The organism is Streptacidiphilus neutrinimicus, from assembly GCF_000787815.1.
In the GTDB taxonomy this organism is placed as follows: Bacteria; Actinomycetota; Actinomycetes; order Streptomycetales; family Streptomycetaceae; genus Streptacidiphilus; species Streptacidiphilus neutrinimicus.
In genome coordinates, this window is record NZ_BBPO01000030.1 from 1 (window position 1) to 14,750 (window position 14,750).

The following is a 14,750-nucleotide window of genomic DNA, read 5'->3' on the forward strand; positions in this document are numbered from 1 at the left end:
GGAGGTCGGTCGTCAGCCGCCGGTGTGGGCGGTGTACTCGTCGGCGGAGAGCAGGCCCTCGGGCTCGCCCTCCAGTCGGAGCTTGAACAGCCACCCGCCCTCGAAGGGAGCGGAGTTGACCAGCGCCGGGTCGTCGATGACGGCCTGGTTGACCTCGACGACCTCGCCGGAGGCAGGGGTGTAGAGGTCGCTCACGGACTTGGTCGACTCCAACTCGCCCACGGTCTCGCCGGCGGCGATGGTGCGGCCGACCTCGGGCAGGTCCACGTAGACGACGTCACCGAGAGCGTCGGCGGCGAAGGCGGTGATGCCCACGGTCGCCACGCCGTCCTCGGTGGCCGTCAGCCACTCGTGCTCCTTGCTGTACGTGAGGTGCTGGGGGTTGCTCATGACGCGATTCTCCCGGAGAGGTGTGGGTACGGCGAAACGGGGGTCGAGGACCCCTGGGCAAGTGTGGCGAGGTGGGGTGCCCGCTGTCCGACGGACGCGCTCACCTTCGGCCGCTGTGCGACGGCTGGCTGGAGCGCCAGTATCAGCGCGCGCGCTTGTAGAACGGCAGGGCGACGACCTCGACCGGCTCGTGCGTCCCGCGCACGTCCACGGCGACCTGCGCGCCGGGCGTGGCGTGGGAGGCGTCGACGTAGGCGATGGCGATCGGCTTGCCCAGCGTGGGGGAGGGCGCGCCGGAGGTGATCGAGCCGATCACGGTGCCCTCGGCGTCCACGACGTTCATCTCGGCGCGCGGCACGCGGCGGCCGGGGGAGACCAGGCCGACCAGGACGCGGGGAGGGTTGGCGGCTGCCTGCTCGGCGGCCTTCTCCAGCGCGGCGCGGCCGACGAACTCGCCGCCGTTGGTGGTCTTGTCGAAGCGGACCACGCGGCCCAGCCCGGCGTCGAAGGGGGTGAGCGAGGTGTTCAGCTCGTGCCCGTACAGCGGCATCCCGGCCTCCAGGCGCAGGGTGTCGCGGCAGGAGAGACCGCAGGGGATCAGGCCGTAGGAGGAGCCCGCCTCGGTCAGCGCCTGCCACAGGGCCACGGCGTCGCCGGGGGCGACGAACAGCTCGAAGCCGTCCTCGCCGGTGTAACCCGTCCGCGCGAGCAGCGCCGGGCGGCCGGCGACGGTGGCGGGCAGGGAGGTGTAGTACTTCAGGCCCGGCAGGTCGGCGTCGGTGAGGGAGCCGAGGATCGCGGGGGAGTCGGGGCCCTGGACGGCGATCAGCGCGTAGGCGTCGCGGTCGTCGCGGACGGTGGCGTCGAAGCCGTCGACGCGCGCGGTGAGCTCGTCGAGGACCAGCTGCGCGTTGGACGCGTTGGCGACGACCATGAAGGTGTCCTCGCCGGTGCGGTAGACGATCAGGTCGTCCAGGATGCCGCCGTCGGCGGCGCAGATCATGGTGTAGCGAGCCTTGTTCACCGCCAGTGCGGAGACGAAGCCGACCAGCGCGTGGTCCAGCATCTCGCCGGCCTGCGGGCCGGAGACGGTGATCTCGCCCATGTGGGAGAGGTCGAACAGGCCGGCCTTGGTGCGGACGGCGTTGTGCTCCTCGCGCTCGCTGCCGTAGCGCAGCGGCATGTCCCAGCCGGCGAAGTCGGTCATGGTGGCGCCGAGGTCGCGGTGGACGGCGTCCAGCGCGGTCAGGCGGAGAGACATCGGTGATCTCCTAGCAATCAGGGCATGCTGCGGCGGGGCTTGCAGGGCCCCTCCCCGTCTGTCGCTGCAACCTGAGAGCTTCGCCGCATGCTGCGGCTTGCACCGTGGGTGGACCAGCTCGGACGGCTGGTCGCTTTCCAGAACTGCCTCGCCCGTGCGGTGTGGTGCCTGAGAGATTCGGGGGAGGGCTTGCTCCTTCGGCGCCGGCGCACATCTCGCGAAACGAGGTGTCGCCGAGCTCTCCCGCGCGGGTTCGATCGGCCTCTATGCGATTGTGGACGGGCTCATCATGGCATGACGCCGCAGCTGTGGCGAACAGGTGGAGGAGAGAGCATGCAGGAGTACGGGGGCGTTCCGCAGCAGGGCGGGCAGGGGCTCCAGCCGGGGGTCTGGCCCGAGAACGAGCTCGAGCTGGCCCTTGCCGCCTCCGTCGGCGATCCGGGCGCGACGCCGCGGGTGATGGAGGTGCTCGGCCGCAGCCACGTCTGGGTGCCGATGCCGGGCGGCCCGACCCGTGACGGAGTCACCCTCGACCTGCCCACGACGGAACTGGCCGGCCAGCCGTTCGTGCCCGTCTTCAGCTCGGAGACGCAGCTGCGCGCGGTCGCGGGCCCGGAGATGTCCTACGCCGTCGCCCCCGTCAAGGAGCTGGCCCGCGGCCTGCCGCAGGGGGTGGGCATCGCGGTCAATCCGGAGGGTGCGGTCGGCCTGCCCGTACCGGCGGCCGGCGTCCCCGACCTGTGCGGCGACCCCGCCGAGGAGGGCGTGCGCCTGACCGCCTGGGAGCCCGAGCCGCACGAGGAGCCCTACGAGTACCTGGCCGCGGCGGCGGGCGAACTGGCCGCCCTGCAGGTCGTGCTGACGGCCCGTCGGGCGTTCGTGCAGGTGGAGGGCGACCCGGTCAAGCTGTTCGTGGGCGTCCAGCTCGCCCGCTACGAGCCGGAGGACCACCAGGCCGTCGGCCTGGCCCTGGGCCGCGCGCTCGGCTCGGTCCCGCTGCCGTGCGAGGTCTCCCTCGTCCTCCTGGACGCCGTCGCCGAGGATCAGACGGCGCGCTGGATGCTGACCACGGTGGCGCCCTTCTTCGCCCGGTGAGGGCGCGCGGGGGCGTGCGTCGGGGCTGCGTCTATTACTCAGCTCCGACCGAGTACGAGACGGGTGGTTCTCCCGTCCTCCACCTCACTAGGCTCGACATGCCGGGGAACGTCGAGGGGGCGAACTGAGAATGATCGAGAGCGCGCTGCGGGAGCTCGTGCCCGGTCGTGGCGACCAGTACGAGCAGTACGAGACGCTGCTGCACGCGGTCGCCGGCTCCCAGCTGTGGATGCTGCTGTGGCACGGCGCCCCCGGGGGCTCCGACGCCCAGTACGGCAGCCTCGAGGTCGACGGCTACGGGTACGCGCCCTGCGTCACCTCCGCGGAGGAGCTCGCCACCTCCGGGTGGACGCGGCACCACCAGGTGATCTCGGGGTCCGAGGTGGCCGCCGCCCTGTACCGGGAGCGCTGGGGACTGTGGCTGAACCCGCATCAGAGCGGTGGCGGCATCGGCATTCCCTGGGCGGATCTGCGGCGGATCGCGGGCGGACTCGACCGGCTGCCGGCCGGGCCGCTCGTGCTGTCGACGGTGGACTCACGGCCTCCGGCCGTCCCCGAGGCGGTGGGGAGCCCGGTGGCGACGGCCGAGTTCTTCCGGCAACTCCTGGTTGCCGCAAGCGAAACGCCGGTTGTGTCGTCGTTGCGCAGGGCTTGGGTGGAACCGTCGTGCGGTGAGCCTTACATCGCTATTGGCCTGGATATTGCCGATTCGTCCGATTCGTCCGTTGCGTCAATCCACCGAATGATGCGGCAGGCATTGCCGTATGCACCGCAGGGGCTTCCGATCTCGACGGTCGCGCTGGCCGACCCTTATGACCAAGTTGCGGCGTGGATGACGCTGCGGGTGCCCCCGTTCTACGAACGCGGCTGACATGTCCTGACACTTCCCTCAGTGGTGTCATCTGAGGCCCTGACCTGCGAAGATTCTTTCTACGCGCGTTGTTCCCGACGCCCCTTGGGCGCCCGCCGAGCCGCCCCGACCTCCGTGAATCGGCGTATTCGCAGGTTGCGGCTTTGCATCGGCGCAGGTCACGGTTAGGAAACCATTGCCCGACGGGTCTTTCCCGGCGGCGCGGGGTTGATGAAGAGTTCTGCAACAAGCCGCGGCGGCCAGGGGTCGGTCCGGCCTCGTCGCCGACGGATTCCTCGGTCACACCCGCACCGAGAGGGTCTTCGGCGGCTCCCGCATGCGGAGTCTCACCATTTCCACCCATGCACCACATGACCGCGTGTCAGGCAGCACCGCACCACCACAGCAGCACCGCAGCCCAACGCAGCAACGCACCACCGCACCGAAGCACTTCAGCTTTCCGCACAGCACTTGGCACCACTAGTGAACTGCGACCGCGTCCTGAACGCTCTTCTACCCGGAGCGTGTCCTGGCGGGTCGGCCGGGCACCGTGTGCCGGTCACCACCGGCTTGGGGGTCTTCTCCATATGACTGCGCCACTCCACGACTCCGGGACCGCGACACTGGAAGTTCCAGCTGACCAGGCTCCCGCAAAGATCACCGGAAGGTCGCCAGGGCGCATCGCCTGGGACCGTCTGAAGAAGGACAAGGTCGCCCTCGGCGGAGGGCTGGTGGTCCTGCTGCTGATCCTCGTGGCCATCCTGGCACCCGTGCTGACCTCGCTGTTCGGCCACCCGACCGACGAGCTCCACACCGACCAGCTGGACCCCAACCTCGGTACCCCCAAGGGTGCGTTGGGCGGAATCAGCAGCCACTTCCTGCTCGGTGTCGACCCGGTCTTCGGCCACGACATCTTCAGCCGCGTCGTCTACGGCGCGCAGATCTCGCTGATCGTCGCCTTCGGCGCGGCGATGCTCGCCGTCGCCTTCGGCGTGCTCCTCGGCATGGCCGCGGGCTTCCTCGGCGGCTGGGTCGACGCGGCCATCAGCCGCACCATGGACGTCCTGCTGGCCTTCCCCCAGCTGCTGTTCTCCATCGCGCTGGTGTCGGTCATGCCCGACAAGGTCTTCGGCTTTTCCGGCAGCTCGCCGCGCATCTTCGTGCTCATCTTCGTCATCGGCTTCTTCGGCTGGCCGTACATCGGGCGCATCGTCCGCGGCCAGACCCTCTCCATGCGTGAGCGCGAGTTCGTGGAGGCCGCACGGAGCCTGGGCGCCGGCCGGATCTACATCCTGATCAAGGAGCTGCTGCCGAACCTGATCGCGCCGATCCTGGTCTACACGACGCTCATGATCCCCACGAACATCCTGAACGAGGCCGCCCTGAGCTTCCTCGGCGTGGGCGTTCGGCCGCCGACGCCCTCCTGGGGCCAGATGCTCTCGGACGCGGTCACCTACTTCACCATCGACCCGATGTACATGGTCATCCCGGGTCTGGCGATCTTCATCACCGTGCTGAGCTTCAACCTCTTCGGCGACGGGCTGCGCGACGCGCTCGACCCGAAGGGCAACTAGACCACCGGGCCCGCGCGGCCCGGACAAAGGACTCCGGTGGAGGGCAGCGGCTCGTCCATCCGGCCCGGGGCTGGCTCCCACAGCCCCGGAATCTTATGGAGGTTGACACCAAGTGATTATCCGCAACAGGGCCCTCGCGGCCGTGGCCGTGGTCGGGGCTGTCGCCCTGACGGCGTCCGCGTGCGGCGGGTCCAAGGGCACTGGCTCCAGCAGCGACGCTGCAGGCAAGTCCAGCTTCAATGCCGCTGTCACCAGCATCGTGAACCCGTCCGCCAAGAAGGGCGGCACGCTTCAGTTCTGGGCCAACCAGGACGTCGACTCGCTGGACCCGACCCGCGCCTACTACGCCTTCGCGTGGGACCTGCAGCGCCTGTACGCGCGCACCCTGCTGACCTACCCGTCGCAGCCGGGCACCGCGGGCCTGCAGCTCTCCCCCGACCTGGCCTCGGCGATGCCGACCATCAGCAACGGTGGCAAGACCTACACCTTCAAGCTGCGCACCGGCCTGAAGTTCAGCGACGGCGCCCCGCTCACGTCCAAGGACGTGAAGTACGGCATCGAGCGTGACTTCGCTCAGGACGTGCTGCCCGGTGGTCCGGTCTACCTCCAGCAGATCCTTGACCAGGGCCAGAAGTACCCCGGCCCGTACAAGGACACCGACCCGAACAAGATGGGTCTGAAGTCGGTCCAGACGCCGGACCCGCAGACCATCGTGTTCAACCTGGCCTCGCCGAACTCGGACTTCGAGTACTACCTGGCCATGGGCGCCTCCACCCCGGTCGAGGCCGCCAAGGACACCGGTGCCAACTACCAGAAGGCCCCGCTGGCGACCGGCCCGTACATGATCCAGTCGTACACGCCGAACCAGGCGATCAAGTTCGTCCGGAACCCCAACTGGGACCCGTCGACGGACCCGATCCGCAAGGCGCTGCCGGACGCGATCGACGTCACCATCACCACCAACGCCGACGACCTGGACAGCCGCCTGCTGGCCGGCACGGCGGACCTCGACATCGGCCAGGTCGGTGTCCAGACTGCGGCTCAGGCCAAGATCCTGACCAACCCGCAGCTGAAGGCGAACACGGACGACGCCCCCAACGGCTTCATCCGCTACATCGCCATGGACACCAAGGTCGCCCCGTTCAACAACGTCCACTGCCGCAAGGCCGTGGAGTACGCGGCGAACCCGACCGACCTGCAGACGGCCCGTGGTGGCCCGACCGCCGGTGCGATCGCCACCAACATGCTCCCGCCGAACATCCTGGGTCACGACAGCTACGACCCGTACAACCTGGCGGCGGGCAAGGCTCAGGTCGACAAGGCGAAGCAGGAGCTGGCGCTCTGCGGTCAGCCGAACGGCTTCAGCACGACCATCGCGGCTCGTAACAACAAGCCGAAGGAGGTCAAGACCGCTGAGGCGCTGCAGGCCTCGCTGAAGGCCGTGGGCATCAACCTCACCATCGACCAGTACGACGGTGCGCAGTCCTCCTCGGTCATCGGCGCCCCCTCCGTGGTGCACAAGAAGGGCTACGGCCTGATGGTCTTCGGCTGGGGCGCGGACTACCCGACCGCCTCCGGCTTCCTGAGCATGCTGGTCGACGGTCGTCAGATCCTCGCGGACGGTAACAACAACCTCTCCGAGATCAACGACCCGCAGATCAACTCGCTGATCGACAAGGCTGCCGCCGAGACCGACCCGAAGGCCGCCGCGGCTGACTACACCCAGATCAACCACATGGTCATGGACCAGGCGCTCTACGTGCCGGTGGTCTACGACCAGGCGCTCAACTACCGCAACCCCCGTCTGACCAACGTCGTCTTCCTGCAGGCGCTGGGCATGATCGACTTTGCGGCCCTGGGCACCTCCGACGGTAAGTGACGTCCCCCCGACGTCAGCAGAACCGACGTCTCACCTGTAAGCACAGCTAGACCGAAGGGCAGGTGAAGGCGGGTTGTGGGCGGTCGCCGCTCCCTACAGGGAGAGGCGGCCGCCCCCGGCCAGCCGAGCGCAGTGCTCCTGTACATCGTCCGACGACTCGTGAACGTGGTCGTCATGCTGCTGGTGGTCTCCATGATCACCTTTGGCATCTTCTTCATGGTGCCGAAGCTCACCGGCACCGACCCCGTCTACCTCTATGTCGGGAAGAACGCGACCCCGGCGGCGGTCGAGGGACTGCGCGTCAAGCTCGGCCTGGACAAGCCGCTCTACGAGCAGTACGGCTTGTACCTCAAGGGGATCGTGGTCGGCCGGGACTACCCGACCGGAACGGGCGTCGAGCACTGCCCGGCCCCCTGCCTGGGCCTCTCGGTCCAGAACGAGGACCCGGTCTGGGGCGACCTGACCAGTGACCTGCCCATCACCGCCTCGCTGGCGGCCGGAGCCTCCATTCTCTGGCTGATCCTCGGCGTGGGCACCGGTGCGCTCTCCGCGCTCCGCAAACGGTCCATCGGCGACCGCGTCACCATGGTGACCGCGCTGGCCGGTGTCTCGCTGCCGATCTACTTCACCGGCCTCCTCTCGATCTACCTGTTCTGTTACACGCTGAACTGGCTACCGGACCCGAGCTACGTACCGCTGACACAGGATCCGGTGGGCTGGGCGCAGAACCTGATCCTTCCGTGGATCACCCTGGCTTTCCTCTATGCCGCCACGTACGCCCGACTGACCCGCGCGACCATGCTGGACGTCCTCGGCGAGGACTACATCCGCACCGCCCGCGCCAAGGGTCTGCCCGAGCGCATCGTCATCGGCAAGCACGCCATGCGGTCGACCATGACGCCGATCCTCACCGTCTTCGGTATGGACCTCGGCGGCCTGATCGGTGGGGCCGTCCTCACCGAGACCGTTTTCAACCTGCACGGCCTCGGCAACGCGGCGCTGCAGGGCATCCAGAAGAACGACCTGCCGATGATCATGGGCGTGACGCTGTTCGCCGCCTTCTTCATCGTGATGGCCAACCTGATCGTGGACCTCCTCTACGCGGCCGTCGACCCCCGAGTGAGGCTCGCATGACCACTCCCAAGTCCGACTCCGCGAAGTCCGAGGCCGTCGTCGAGATGTCGGCCTCCGCCGCCGGCGCGCCGACCTCCTTCCTGTCGGTCCGCAACCTGCGCTGCCACTTCCCGACGGACGACGGCGTCGTCAAGTCCGTGGACGGTCTGAGCTTCGACCTGGAGCGCGGCAAGACCCTCGGCATCGTGGGCGAGTCCGGTTCCGGCAAGTCGGTGACCTCGCTGTCGATCATGGGTCTGCACCGCAACGTCGGCAAGAAGCGCGGCCCGCAGATCAGCGGTGAGATCTGGCTGGACGGCCAGGAGCTCATCGGCGCCACCCCGGACGAGGTGCGCAAGCTCCGCGGCCAGAAGATGGCGATGATCTTCCAGGACCCGCTGACCGCGATGCACCCGTACTACACGGTGGGTCAGCAGATCATCGAGGGCCACCGGCAGCACAACCCGCAGGTCTCCAAGAAGGCCGCCCGCGACCACGCGATCCAGCTGCTGGACCGGGTCGGCATCCCGCAGCCCGACAAGCGCGTGGACCAGCACCCGCACGAGTTCTCCGGCGGTATGCGCCAGCGCGCCATGATCGCCATGGCGCTGGCCAACGACCCGTCGCTGCTCATCGCGGACGAGCCGACCACCGCGCTCGACGTGACGGTGCAGGCGCAGATCCTGGACCTGATCCGGGACCTGCAGAAGGAGTTCGGCTCCTCGGTCATCATCATCACGCACGACCTCGGCGTGGTCGCCGAGCTGGCCGACGACATCCTGGTGATGTACGGCGGCAAGTGCGTGGAGAAGGGGCCGGCGGACAAGATCTTCAGCGAGCCTGAGCACCCCTACACCTGGGGTCTGCTCGGTTCGATGCCCCGCATCGACCGCGAGCTGCAGGACCGTCTCGTCCCGGTCAAGGGCAACCCGCCGTCGCTGATCAACCTGCCGACCGGCTGCGCCTTCCACCCGCGTTGCCCGTACGTGGACCGGACCGAGGGCAAGTCCACCACCGAGACGCCGCTGCTCACCAGCGTGGGCGAGAACCACCTGGCGGCCTGTCACATGCCCCTGGAGGTCCGTCAGCAGATCTTCACCCAGGAGATCGCTCCCCGGCTCTAGCCGGTAGCAAGTCGAGGAGACGAAGAGACAATGAGTGAAGAGAGCTCGACGGCGACCGCGACCGTCCCGGCGCCCAAGGCGCCGGCCGCCTCGGAGGGCCAGGCGCTGCTCCAGGTGACCGACCTGGTCAAGCACTTCCCGATCAAGAGGGGCCTGCTGCAGCGTCAGGTCGGCGCCGTGCAGGCGGTCGACGGCCTGACCTTCGACGTCCGCCAGGGCGAGACCCTGGGCGTCGTCGGTGAGTCCGGCTGCGGCAAGTCGACCATGGGTCGACTGATCACGCGTCTGCTGGAGCCCACCTCCGGCAAGGTCACGTTCGAGGGGGTGGACATCACCCACCTCAACACGTCCAAGATGCGCCCGCTCCGGCGCGACATCCAGATGATCTTCCAGGACCCGTACTCCTCGCTGAACCCGAGGCACACGGTCGGCACGATCGTCGGGGCGCCGTTCCGCCTGCAGGGCATCAAGACCGAGAACGGCATCAAGGCCGCGGTCCAGGACCTGCTGCAGACCTGTGGTCTCAACCCGGAGCACTACAACCGCTACCCGCACGAGTTCTCCGGCGGTCAGCGCCAGCGCATCGGCATCGCCCGCGCGCTCGCGCTGCGGCCGAAGATGATCGTCGCGGACGAGCCGGTCTCGGCCCTGGACGTGTCGATCCAGGCACAGGTCGTCAACCTGCTGGACGACCTCCAGCAGGAGCTGGGCCTCACCTACGTGGTGATCGCCCACGACCTGTCCGTGGTGCGCCACGTGTCCGACCGCGTCGCGGTGATGTACCTGGGCAAGATCGTCGAGATCGCGGACCGGGACTCGCTGTACGCGACGCCGATGCACCCGTACACCAACGCGCTGATGTCCGCGGTGCCGGTGCCGGACCCGTCCCGCAAGGGCGAGAGCAGCCGCATCCTGCTCACCGGCGACGTGCCCTCCCCGGTCAACCCGCCCTCCGGCTGCCACTTCCGCACCCGCTGCTGGAAGGCGACGGACAAGTGCGCCGAGGTCGAGCCGCCGCTGGTGGCGCTGAAGACCGGCCACCAGGTGGCCTGCCACTTCCCGGAGAACGCGCCGTCCTCGGCCGTCGTGACCGAGACGATCACCGTCTCGCAGGCGGCGAGCGACGCGGTGGCGAAGTCCGTGACCGAGGAGGCTCCGGCCGCCGAGGTCGCCGAGGCCGCCGACGCCGCCGAGGAGTCCGCCGCGGCCGCTGAGGTCGCTGAGGCCACGGAGGCCGCCGAGGTCGCCGACGAGGCCGTTGCCGAGGAGTCCGCCGACGAGGCCGCTGAGGCCGCCGCCGAGGAGAGCGCCCCGGCGAAGGCCGACGAGAAGGCCGACAAGGAGAGCTGAGCCGAGGGCCGAAAGCCCCCGTCACGAGGTCATCCCGCGTTTCGATGTAGAAATGCGGGGTGACCTCGCAGCTTTTCTCGCCCGACGTCGAGCAGGTGCTCGACCTCTCCGGCATCTTCGTCTTCGCACTCTCCGGCGGCCTGATGGCGGTGCGTAAGAACTTCGACGTCTTCGGCATCGCGGTGCTGGCCGAGGTGACGGCGCTGGGCGGGGAAGTCATCCGCGACCTGATCATCGGCGCCATTCCACCCGCCGCCTTCACCGACACCGGCTACTTCGTCACGCCGCTGGTGGCGACGGTCGTCGTCTTCTTCCTGCACCCCGAGGTAGCGCGGATCAACCGGACGGTGCAGACCCTGGACGCGCTCGGCCTCGGGCTGTTCTGCGTCACCGGGACCGCCAAGGCCCACGACTACGGCCTCGGCGTGGTGGCCTCCATCGCCCTCGGCACCATCACCGCCGCCGGGGGCGGCGTCATCCGCGACGTGCTCGCCAACGAGACGCCGTCCCTGCTGCGTTGGGACCGTTCCCTGTACGCCGTGCCGGCCATCGTCGGCAGCGCGCTGACGGCCCTGCTGATCTCCACCGACTCGCTGGGCGCCGTCACCGGCAGTGCGTCCGCGCTGTTCGCGTTCGGCACCCGGATGCTGGCCATACGGTACGAGTGGCGCGCCCCGCGCGCCTGGCACCGCGGCAGTTCCAACACCGGCGAGGCGTAGGACCTGCCCCCGCTCGAGGCCCTCAGGAGCTCCGGCCGCCGTACTCGCCCGATATCGCGTCGGCGGTGGCGATCAGGTCCGGCACCAGGCGGCGCAGCGCGCTCAGCGGGGCCACCACGGCCGGGGTCGAGACGGAGCAGGCCGCGATCACGCGACCGTCGATGCCGCGGATCGGCACCGCGATGCAGTTGACGTTCTCCTCGTGCTCACTGCGGTCCATCCCCCAGCCCTGGCGGCGCACCGTCTCCAACTCCGCCAGCAGCGCCTCGGGTGTGCGCAGCGAGCGCGGGGTGTAGGCCGGGTACTCCAGGCGCTGCGCGAGCTCGATCCGGCGGGCCTCGGGGAGCCCTGCGAGCAGCACCTTGCCGACCGCCGTCGCGGTCAGCGGGGCGCGCTTGCCGATCCGCGAGTGGATCCGCACCGGATAGCGGCTCTCCAGCTTGTCGACGTACGTCGCCTCGCCGTCCTCGTAGACCGCGAGGTGGAGGGTGTGCCCGCAGGCCGCGTGCAGCGCGGCCAGGTGCGGCGCCGCCACCGCGCGCACGTCGATGCTCTCCAGCGCGGTCTGCGCCAGCGAGAACAGGCCGCCGCCCAGGCGGTAGCGGAAGTCCGCCTGGCGGTGCACGAAGCCGTGCTCCTCCAGCGTGCGCAGCAGGCGCAGCGCCGTGGACTTGTGCACCCCGATCCGGGCCGCCGCCTGCTCCAGCGAGGTCGGCCCGTCCGCGAGCGAGGCGAGCACGGTCAGCGCCCTGTCGACCGACTGCGACATCTGTTCCCCTTACCTACCTCTGCGCGGGATCCTAGGAAGCCGTTGCGCGGGCTGCAATGGATGATGCGCATTCGGAATATGGAGCTTCGGGCAGGCGGCGGGGCGACGGGCCATAGACTTGGTTGGCCATGCCATATCTCGATCACGCCGCCACGACACCGATGCTGCCCGAGGCGGTCCAGGCGATGACCGCGCAGCTCGGTCGCACCGGCAACGCCTCGTCCCTGCACGCCGCCGGGCGCCGCGCGCGCCGGGTCGTGGAGGAGTCCCGCGAGACGCTGGCCGCGGTGCTCGGCGCCCGTCCCAGCGAGATCGTCTTCACCGCCGGGGGCACCGAGTCCGACAACCTCGCCGTCAAGGGCCTGTACTGGTCCCGCCGCGACGCGGACCCGGCCCGCCGCCGCATCCTGTGCAGCCCCGTCGAGCACCACGCCGTCCTGGACGCGGTGCTGTGGCTCGAGCAGCACGAGGGCGCGCGCGTCGACTGGCTACCGGTCGACGCGCTCGGCCGGGTGCACCCCGAGGTGCTGCGGGCGGCGATCGCCGCCGATCCGGACGACGTCGCGCTGGTCACCGTCATGTGGGCCAACAACGAGGTCGGCACCGTCCAGCCCGTCCGCGAACTCGCGGCGGTCGCGCGCGAGTTCGGCGTGCCCATGCACGCCGACGCGGTCCAGGCCTTCGGTCAGCTGCCGCTCTCCTTCGAGGAGTCGGGCCTCGCGGCGATGACGGTCACCGGCCACAAGGTCGGCGGCCCCTACGGCGTCGGCGCGCTCGTCCTGGCGCGCAACGCGTCCCCGGTCCCGCTGCTGCACGGCGGCGGCCAGGAGCGCGACGTCCGCAGCGGCACGCTCGACGTCCCCGCGACGGCGGGCTTCGCCGCGGCCGCGGAGGTCGCCGCGGAACGGCAGCCACGCTTCGTCGCCGAGGTCGGCGCGCTGCGCGACGCCCTGGTTCGCGAGGTTCTCGCGGCGGTCCCGGACGCGATCCTCAACGGCGACCCCGCACCGGACGGCGTCGGCCGCCTGGCGGCCAACGCGCACTTCTCCTTCCCGGGCTGCGAGGGCGACGCCCTGCTGATGCTGCTCGATGCCCGTGGCATCGAGTGCTCCACCGGCTCCGCGTGCTCGGCGGGCGTCCCCCAGCCCAGCCACGTCCTGCTGGCGATGGGCGCGGAAGCCGCGCTGGCCCGCGCGTCCCTGCGGTTCTCCCTGGGCCACACCTCGACGGAGTCGGACGTGAAGGCCCTCGCGGAGGCCATCGGCCCGGTGGTCGAACGCGCCCGTCTGGCCGGCACGAGGTAACCCCCCGGGGGCGGGGAACTGCGCGAGCAACGACTCCTGTGCGGACGGCCCTGCTCGATGAGGGCCGACCGATCATCAGTGGCGTGTCGCGCAGTTCCCCGCGCCCCTGGAGGTGCATGGCCCCCGCCCCCGTACCCTGTAAGCACTATGTCTGACTTCCCCGGCGCCCCCGCTCCCGATTCCTCCGCCCTGCCGGGCGGAAAGCTGCGCGTGCTCGCGGCGATGTCCGGCGGGGTCGACTCCGCCGTCGCCGCCGCGCGGGCCGTGGAACAGGGGCACGAGGTCACCGGCGTGCACCTCGCACTGGCGAGCAACCCGCAGAGCTTCCGCACCGGGGCCCGCGGCTGCTGCACGCTGGAGGACTCGCGTGACGCCCGCCGCGCCGCCGACGTGCTGGGCATCCCCTTCTACGTCTGGGATCTCGCCGAGCGCTTCCGCGAGGACGTGATCGACGACTTCGTCGCCGAGTACGCGGCCGGGCGGACGCCCAACCCGTGCCTGCGCTGCAACGAGAAGATCAAGTTCGCCGCGCTGCTGGACAAGGCGATCGCCCTCGGCTTCGACGCCGTCTGCACGGGGCACTACGCCCGGATCGTCGACCACTCCGAGCGGGGCCGTGAGCTGCACCGCGCCGTCGACCCCGCCAAGGACCAGTCCTACGTGCTCGGCGTCCTCACCGCGCCCCAGCTCGCGCACGCCATGTTCCCGCTGGGGGACACCACCAAGGACCAGGTCCGCGTCGAGGCCGAGCGCCGGGGCCTCGCGGTGGCGAAGAAGCCGGACAGCCACGACATCTGCTTCATCGCCGACGGCGACACCCAGGGCTTCCTGGCGCAGCGCCTCGGCACCGCCCCCGGCGAGATCGTGGACGTCGACGGCGCCGTGGTCGGCGAGCACAGCGGGGCCTACGGCTTCACCATCGGACAGCGCAAGGGCCTGCGCATCGGCCGTCCGGCGGCGGACGGCAAGCCGCGCTACGTGCTGGACATCTCGCCGGTCGACAACCGCGTCACCGTCGGCCCGGCCGAGGCGCTGGAGATCAGCGCGCTGACGGGCGTGAAGCCGCGCTGGTGCGGCGCCGAGCCGCCGTACGGGACGGGGCGCTACCTCGCGCAGATCCGCGCACACGGCGAGCAGGTGCCGGTCACCGCGGAGGTGGCCGAGGACGGCGGCCTGCGCGTCGTCCTGGACCAGCCGCTGCGGGGCATCGCGCCGGGACAGGCCGTGGTCCTGTACGACGGCACCCGCGTCCTCGGTTCGGCGACCATCGCCACCACCGAGCGGGCCGCGGAGAGCGCCGCCGCACAGCTCTGAGTTCTCGA

The 14,750-nt window shown here is 70.0% G+C and carries 13 protein-coding genes and 1 riboswitch; of the genes, 10 read left to right on the forward strand and 3 right to left on the reverse strand.

Annotation, left to right across the window (positions count from 1 at the left end; genetic code table 11):
- Window positions 1-12 precede the first annotated feature (12 nt).
- Entirely contained in the window at window positions 13-390 is a 378-nt protein-coding gene (gene gcvH, locus TR48_RS19865) for a glycine cleavage system protein GcvH (protein WP_042369243.1), read from the reverse strand.
- 142 nt (window positions 391-532) lie between these two features.
- Window positions 533-1,651, reverse strand: coding sequence for a glycine cleavage system aminomethyltransferase GcvT (gene gcvT / locus TR48_RS19870; RefSeq protein WP_042369245.1), 1,119 nt, complete (start codon window positions 1,649-1,651; stop codon window positions 533-535).
- 147 nt (window positions 1,652-1,798) lie between these two features.
- Window positions 1,799-1,907: riboswitch (glycine riboswitch) on the reverse strand.
- Window positions 1,908-1,984: 77 nt separating this feature from the next.
- On the opposite strand from gcvT, the gene TR48_RS19875 reads away from it, so the two are divergent.
- The 8 genes from TR48_RS19875 to TR48_RS19910 all read left to right on the forward strand — a co-directional run bounded on the left by TR48_RS19875 (window position 1,985) and on the right by TR48_RS19910 (window position 11,355).
- Window positions 1,985-2,746 (forward strand): enhanced serine sensitivity protein SseB C-terminal domain-containing protein, encoded by a 762-nt coding sequence (locus tag TR48_RS19875; protein WP_042369247.1) that lies wholly within the window; start codon window positions 1,985-1,987, stop codon window positions 2,744-2,746.
- A gap of 130 nt (window positions 2,747-2,876) precedes the next feature.
- A complete protein-coding gene (locus TR48_RS19880) occupies window positions 2,877-3,617 on the forward strand; it encodes an enhanced serine sensitivity protein SseB C-terminal domain-containing protein (RefSeq protein WP_042369248.1) in 741 nt (246 codons plus the stop codon).
- Window positions 3,618-4,183: 566 nt separating this feature from the next.
- The gene (locus TR48_RS19885; protein ID WP_042369252.1) at window positions 4,184-5,170 is read left to right on the forward strand and encodes an ABC transporter permease; all 987 of its coding nucleotides are present in this window, start codon (window positions 4,184-4,186) and stop codon (window positions 5,168-5,170) included.
- A 112-nt stretch (window positions 5,171-5,282) separates the two neighbouring features.
- Window positions 5,283-7,049: an ABC transporter substrate-binding protein gene (locus TR48_RS19890; protein WP_042369254.1), complete on the forward strand. Its 1,767-nt coding sequence runs from the start codon at window positions 5,283-5,285 to the stop codon at window positions 7,047-7,049.
- Window positions 7,050-7,181: 132 nt separating this feature from the next.
- Window positions 7,182-8,183: an ABC transporter permease gene (locus TR48_RS19895; protein WP_042369257.1), complete on the forward strand. Its 1,002-nt coding sequence runs from the start codon at window positions 7,182-7,184 to the stop codon at window positions 8,181-8,183.
- A gap of 44 nt (window positions 8,184-8,227) precedes the next feature.
- Window positions 8,228-9,286 carry an ABC transporter ATP-binding protein gene (locus TR48_RS19900; protein ID WP_152628059.1) on the forward strand — a complete coding sequence of 353 codons (1,059 nt, stop codon included), beginning with the start codon at window positions 8,228-8,230 and terminating at the stop codon, window positions 9,284-9,286.
- A 30-nt stretch (window positions 9,287-9,316) separates the two neighbouring features.
- Window positions 9,317-10,636, forward strand: coding sequence for an ABC transporter ATP-binding protein (locus tag TR48_RS19905; RefSeq protein WP_042369260.1), 1,320 nt, complete (start codon window positions 9,317-9,319; stop codon window positions 10,634-10,636).
- Between the two features lie 59 nt (window positions 10,637-10,695).
- Window positions 10,696-11,355, forward strand: a complete 660-nt coding sequence (locus tag TR48_RS19910) for a trimeric intracellular cation channel family protein (RefSeq protein ID WP_042369262.1) — start codon at window positions 10,696-10,698, stop codon at window positions 11,353-11,355.
- A 22-nt stretch (window positions 11,356-11,377) separates the two neighbouring features.
- On the opposite strand, the gene TR48_RS19915 is transcribed toward TR48_RS19910, so the two are convergent.
- The gene (locus TR48_RS19915; RefSeq protein WP_042369264.1) at window positions 11,378-12,124 is read right to left on the reverse strand and encodes an IclR family transcriptional regulator; all 747 of its coding nucleotides are present in this window, start codon (window positions 12,122-12,124) and stop codon (window positions 11,378-11,380) included.
- A gap of 128 nt (window positions 12,125-12,252) precedes the next feature.
- On the opposite strand from TR48_RS19915, the gene TR48_RS19920 reads away from it, so the two are divergent.
- Both TR48_RS19920 and mnmA read left to right on the forward strand, forming a co-directional pair.
- Window positions 12,253-13,428, forward strand: coding sequence for a cysteine desulfurase family protein (locus tag TR48_RS19920; RefSeq protein WP_042369267.1), 1,176 nt, complete (start codon window positions 12,253-12,255; stop codon window positions 13,426-13,428).
- 147 nt (window positions 13,429-13,575) lie between these two features.
- The gene (mnmA, locus tag TR48_RS19925) at window positions 13,576-14,742 is read left to right on the forward strand and encodes a tRNA 2-thiouridine(34) synthase MnmA (RefSeq protein ID WP_042369269.1); all 1,167 of its coding nucleotides are present in this window, start codon (window positions 13,576-13,578) and stop codon (window positions 14,740-14,742) included.
- Window positions 14,743-14,750 lie beyond the last annotated feature (8 nt).